Raw genomic sequence first — 5,308 nt, 5'->3', positions numbered from 1 at the left:
AAGATCGTCGAGTTCAAGGTGATGTTGCGACCGTTCAAGGCCATGCAAACCGTGATGGCGAAGATGGCGGAGCTGCTTACGCGGACGTGAGGAGCAGATAGGAACGTGTCGTGAGGCTACTGATCATCGCCGATACCCATGTGCCCAAGCGTGCGCGTGACCTGCCGCGCGAAGTCTGGGACGAGGTGGACCGCGCCGATGTGGTGATGCACGCGGGCGACTGGGTGAAAGTCTCCATGCTCGACGCGCTCGAAGCGCGCGCGGCTCTGCTGATCGGCTGCTGGGGGAACAACGACGGGGCCCAGCTGCGGGCACGGTTGCCGCATACCGCGACAACGACGCTCGACGGTGTGCGGTTCACGGTCGTACACGAGACGGGCAAGACGAAGGGCCGCGAGGAGCGGATGTCGCTGCGCTACCCGGACACCGACGTTGTGGTGTTCGGCCACAGCCACATTCCGTGGGACACCACCACGGAAACCGGTCTGCGGCTACTCAATCCGGGTTCGCCGACAGACCGCCGAAGCCAACCAGACTGCACCTACATGACCACCAGCATCGCCGACGGCGCACTGGGTGACGTCAACCTGCATCACCTGCGCCGGGAGTGACTTCACTTTCCCGCTGCGGGTGGAGAAGCCGGCGCAGTGGGCTTCTTCTGCCACGGCCACATCCCCGTGATTTCCAGCTCCAGCGAGAACGACAAGAACGTACGGATCAGCACAATACCGGCAAGCACCGCGACGCCCTGCGCTGTCGGAGTGACCGCGACGGTGCGGATGATGTCGGCCGCGACGAGGAATTCCAGGCCCAACAGGATCGAGCGGCCAAGCTGGCGACGAAACGATTCATAGCGGGTTGGGCCCTGAACATCGCGCCCGGTAACAGTGAACACGGCCGCGATCAGCGCACCAAGGACGATCACCGCGACGCCAATCGCGTCGATCACCTTGCCGACCGACTCGATGATCTCGACGAACGCCACGGGTGCATGCTAACCCGCTGCGAATGAGCCGATTTGGATGTGAGCGGCGCGCCGTGATGGAAGGGTTTGCGCTATGACTCAGAAGCCGCCGACTCCCGCGATCGAGCGCGCACACAAGGAGCACCTCAGCACGCTGCCGCTCGATGACACCACGGATTTCGACGACGCCGACCGTGGCTTCATCGCCGCACTGTCACCATGCGTCATCAAAGCGGCCGACGGCCGCGTGGTCTGGGACAACGACATGTACTCCTTCCTCGCGGGCGACGCACCCGCGTCGGTTCACCCGAGTTTGTGGCGGCAGTCGCAGCTGGCCACGAAGCAAGGCCTGTATGAGGTCGTCGAAGGCATCTATCAAGTACGCGGATTCGACTTGTCGAACATCAGCTTCATCGAAACCGACACCGGCGTGATCGTCATCGATCCGCTGATCTCCACTGAAGTCGCCGCAGCCGCGCTGGCGTTCTACCGCGAACACCGCGGCGGTGACCGGCCGGTCGTCGCGGTGATCTATACCCACAGCCACATCGACCACTTCGGCGGCGTCCTCGGCGTCACGTCGCAGCAGGCGGTCGACGACAGCAAGGTGAGTGTTCTTGCACCTGAAGGGTTTATCGAGCACGCAGTACAAGAGAACGTCTACGCGGGCACCGCCATGGCCCGGCGTGCCACGTACATGTACGGCACTCTGGTCGACTGCGGACCGCAGGGCCAGGTGGGCTGCGGGCTGGGACAACGGACGTCGACGGGCGAGGTCGCGGTGATCGCCCCGACGGACGTCATCAGCGAGACCGGCGAAGAGCGCATCATCGACGGCCTCGAGGTCGTGTTTCAGATGGCTCCCGGCACAGAGGCGCCGGCCGAAATGCACTTCTACTTCCCTCGCTACCGCGCGTTGTGCATGGCGGAGAACGCAACCCACAATCTGCACAATCTGCTGACGCTGCGCGGTGCGCTGGTGCGCGACCCGCATGTGTGGTCGGGATATCTCACCGAGGCGATCGACCGCTTCACCGACAACGTGGATGTCGCGTTCGCGTCGCACCATTGGCCGACGTGGGGACGCGAGCGGGTGGTGGAATTCCTTGCGACACAGCGCGATCTGTACGCATACCTCCACGACCAGACGCTGCGGCTGCTCAACCAGGGTTACACCGGCGCCGAGATCGCCGAGCAGTTTCAGATGCCTCCGGCGTTGGACAAGGCGTGGCATACGCACGGCTACTACGGGTCGGTCAGCCACAACGTCAAGGCCGTCTACCAGCGGTACATGGGGTGGTTCGACGGAAATCCGGGCCGTCTGTGGCCGCATCCGCCCGAAGCGCTCGCCAGCCGCTACGTCGAAGCCCTCGGCGGTCTCGACCGCGTGGTCGAACTTGCGCAGACCGCCTATGACGAGGGTGACTTCCGTTGGGCAGCAACCCTTCTTGACCACGCGACATTCGCCGACGCGGAGCACGCCGGGGTCCGCGAGCTCTACGCCAATACGCTCGAGCAGCTCGGCTACGGTTCTGAGAACGCGACCTGGCGCAACTTCTTCCTGTCAGGAGCCACCGAGTTGCGCAGCGGGAACTTCGGCACCGCGACATCGCCGGCCTCACCGTCGATGCTGTCGCAACTCACGGAGGAGCAGATGTTCGACTCGTTGGCGATCAGCATCAATGGCCCCCGCGCATGGGATTTGGACCTGTCGCTGGATGTCGCCTTCGCCGATGTCGGCACCAACTACCGGCTGACCCTGCGTAACGGCGTGCTGGTGTACCGCAAGCGACCGGCCGAGGAAGCGTCGGCCACGGCCACGCTACGGTTGGAAAGCAAGCTGCGCCTGTTGATGTTGGCGACAGGTGACGTCACGTCGCCGGGATTCACCATCACCGGTGACGCGAGTGCGCTGGCGTCGTTGACGGGTGTCCTCGATGCACCTAACCCGAAGTTCAACATCGTTACGCCGTAAGGACATTGTGCGCAGAACCATCGACTGGGACGGCGACGCTGTCACGATCATCGACCAGACGGCACTGCCCGCCGAGTACCGCGTGCTGACGCTGCGCACCGTCGACGAACTCATCGACGCGATCCGTCGCCTGGCCGTGCGCGGCGCCCCCGCCCTCGGCGCGGCGGGTGCGCTCGGCGTCGTGCTCGCTGCCCGCGGGGCAGACGACGTTCGCGCCGCAGCAGAGCGGGTAGCCCGGGCACGGCCGACCGCGGTCAACCTTCGCTGGGGTGTGACTCGTGCGCTGGAGAAGCTCGACGACGGCTACGAGGCAGTACTCGCTGAGGCGCTCGAGGTTCTGGACGAGGATGAGCGCCTCAATCGCACCGCGTCCGCCCACGCCGCCGAGATCGTCCTCGAGGTGTGTGACCGCCGTCCGCTGCGCCTGCTCAGCCACTGCAACGCCGGACATCTGTGCGCCGTGGCCTGGGGCAGCGCACTCGGCGTCGTCTGGCACTTGAACGAACGCGGGCTGGTCGAGTCCGTCCTGGTCGACGAGACGCGCCCGCTGTTGCAGGGTGCGCGGTTGACGGCGTGGGAACTGGGGCAGGCGGGCGTGCCCTACCGCGTGCAGCCGGACGGCGCGGCCGCCGCGGCGATGTCGCGAGGTCTGATCGACTGCGTGCTCGTCGGCGCCGACCGGATCGCCGCCAACGGTGACGTCGCCAACAAGATCGGCACCTACGGGCTTGCGATCGCGGCGCGTCATCACGATGTGCCCCTCGTCGTGGTCGCGCCGTCGTCGACCGTCGACTTGTCGCTTGCCACGGGCGCGGAAATCGCGATCGAGGAACGCAGCCCCGACGAACTCCGGACGTTCGCGGGCACGGCCATCGCACCGCCCGACGCCGACGTCTTCAACCCGGCATTCGACGTCACCCCTGCCGAGCTGATCACCGCCGTCGTGACCGAGCACGGACGCTATCGGCCCTAGCGCGAACGTCGATTACCCGTCGAGATTTCGCGCAGTAATCGACGGGTAATCGACGTTCGCGCGGGGGGCGATCAGGGAATCCCACCGTCGGCGCGCAGGATCGCGCCGGTGGTGAAGCTCGACGCATCCGACATCAAGAACAACGCCGCACCCACGATCTCGGGCGGACTGCCGGGCCGCTGTAAAGCCAGGCCCGCGAAGCGATTCCCGCCGTCGTGCTCCAGGCCCCACGCCTTGCTCACATCAGTGAGGAACGGGCCGGCCATCAGTGTGTTGACGCGCACCGTCGGCCCGTAGGCCTTCGCCAGCCCCTCGGTCAACACGTTGAGTCCCGCCTTGGCCGCAGCGTACGGAAGCATGTGGCCGTCGGGGCGAAGCGATCCCGTCGAGCTGACGTTGATGATCGCACCGCCGCCCGCGGCCACCATCCGCTCGCCCACGAGGGCCGACAGCCGAAAGGGCCCCTTCAGGTTGAGGTTGATCACGGTGTCGAACAGCTTCTCCGTGACCGACGAAAGCGATTCGTACAACGGCGACATTCCCGCGTTGTTGACGAGCACGTCCAACTTGCCGAACCGGTCGTAGGAGGCGTCGACGAGCCCGTCCAGCTGATCCCACCTGCCGACGTGCACCGCATACGGCATCGCGGCGCGGCCCGTCTCGCGGCTGATCTCGTCAGCGGTGGCCTCACACGACTCGAGGTTGCGGCTCGCGATCACGACATCGGCACCCGAGCGGGCCGCCGCGAAAGCCATCTCGCGGCCCAGACCCCTGCTGCCGCCGGTGATCAGCACAACGCGATCGGTGAGGTCGAACAGTTCGTCGGTGTATCCGGGCACGCCCTCTATCGTGGCACGCGTGCAACTCCTGCTGATCCGGCATGCGCTGCCGCTGCGCAGCGCACCCGGCGAAGGCGCCGACCCCGAACTGTCTGACGTCGGATTCGAACAGGCGCGCCGGCTGCCGAAGGCGCTCGACCGCCATCCGATCACGCGAGTGTTGAGTAGTCCGCAGCGGCGGGCCGTGCAAACCGCCGAGCCTGTTGCCGACGCGCTCGGGCTGGCCGTCGAGATCGACGATCGCCTTGCCGAGTATGACCGCGATATGGCGCACTACGTCCCGATCGAGCAGATCCGCACCGAATTCCCCGAGGAGTGGGAGCGTCTCGCCAAAGGTCACCTGCCTAGCGGAGTCGACGAAAACGCTTTCATGACAAGAGTTTTAGCTGCGATTGACGACGCCGCCGCGGCCGGCGGCCACGACGACACGATTGCCCTGTTCAGCCACGGCGGCGTCATCAACGTGATCCTGCACCGGCTCCTCGGCACGGAACGGCTGCTGCTGTTCCCTATCGACTACGCGTCGATCACGCGGCTGCGCTATTCACGCGCGGGGG

General features: G+C 65.8%; 6 protein-coding genes. 4 read left to right on the top strand and 2 right to left on the bottom strand.

Going from position 1 to position 5,308, the window contains the following annotated elements:
- Positions 1–110 precede the first annotated feature (110 nt).
- Positions 111–611 carry a metallophosphoesterase family protein gene (locus QOH60_RS24905; RefSeq protein ID WP_526424560.1) on the top strand — a complete coding sequence of 167 codons (501 nt, stop codon included), beginning with the start codon at positions 111–113 and terminating at the stop codon, positions 609–611.
- Between the two features lie 2 nt (positions 612–613).
- On the opposite strand, the gene QOH60_RS24900 is transcribed toward QOH60_RS24905, so the two are convergent.
- The gene (locus tag QOH60_RS24900) at positions 614–985 is read right to left on the bottom strand and encodes a DUF1622 domain-containing protein (protein WP_526424559.1); all 372 of its coding nucleotides are present in this window, start codon (positions 983–985) and stop codon (positions 614–616) included.
- Positions 986–1,058: 73 nt separating this feature from the next.
- On the opposite strand from QOH60_RS24900, the gene QOH60_RS24895 reads away from it, so the two are divergent.
- A complete protein-coding gene (locus QOH60_RS24895) occupies positions 1,059–2,939 on the top strand; it encodes an alkyl/aryl-sulfatase (RefSeq protein ID WP_526424558.1) in 1,881 nt (626 codons plus the stop codon).
- A 7-nt stretch (positions 2,940–2,946) separates the two neighbouring features.
- Positions 2,947–3,912, top strand: coding sequence for an S-methyl-5-thioribose-1-phosphate isomerase (gene mtnA, locus QOH60_RS24890; RefSeq protein WP_526424557.1), 966 nt, complete (start codon positions 2,947–2,949; stop codon positions 3,910–3,912).
- Between the two features lie 71 nt (positions 3,913–3,983).
- Here the strand turns inward: mtnA and QOH60_RS24885 are convergent, their stop codons facing one another.
- Positions 3,984–4,751, bottom strand: coding sequence for an SDR family NAD(P)-dependent oxidoreductase (locus tag QOH60_RS24885; protein WP_526424556.1), 768 nt, complete (start codon positions 4,749–4,751; stop codon positions 3,984–3,986).
- Between the two features lie 19 nt (positions 4,752–4,770).
- Here QOH60_RS24885 and QOH60_RS24880 point away from each other — a divergent pair.
- Positions 4,771–5,308: histidine phosphatase family protein (locus QOH60_RS24880; protein WP_526424555.1), on the top strand; the 538-nt coding region annotated here is incomplete at its 3' end.

The sequence above is a fragment of the Mycobacterium sp. genome, assembly GCF_032159765.1.
Classification (GTDB): Bacteria; Actinomycetota; Actinomycetes; order Mycobacteriales; family Mycobacteriaceae; genus Mycobacterium.
This window is presented reverse-complemented; position numbering and strand designations above follow the sequence as displayed.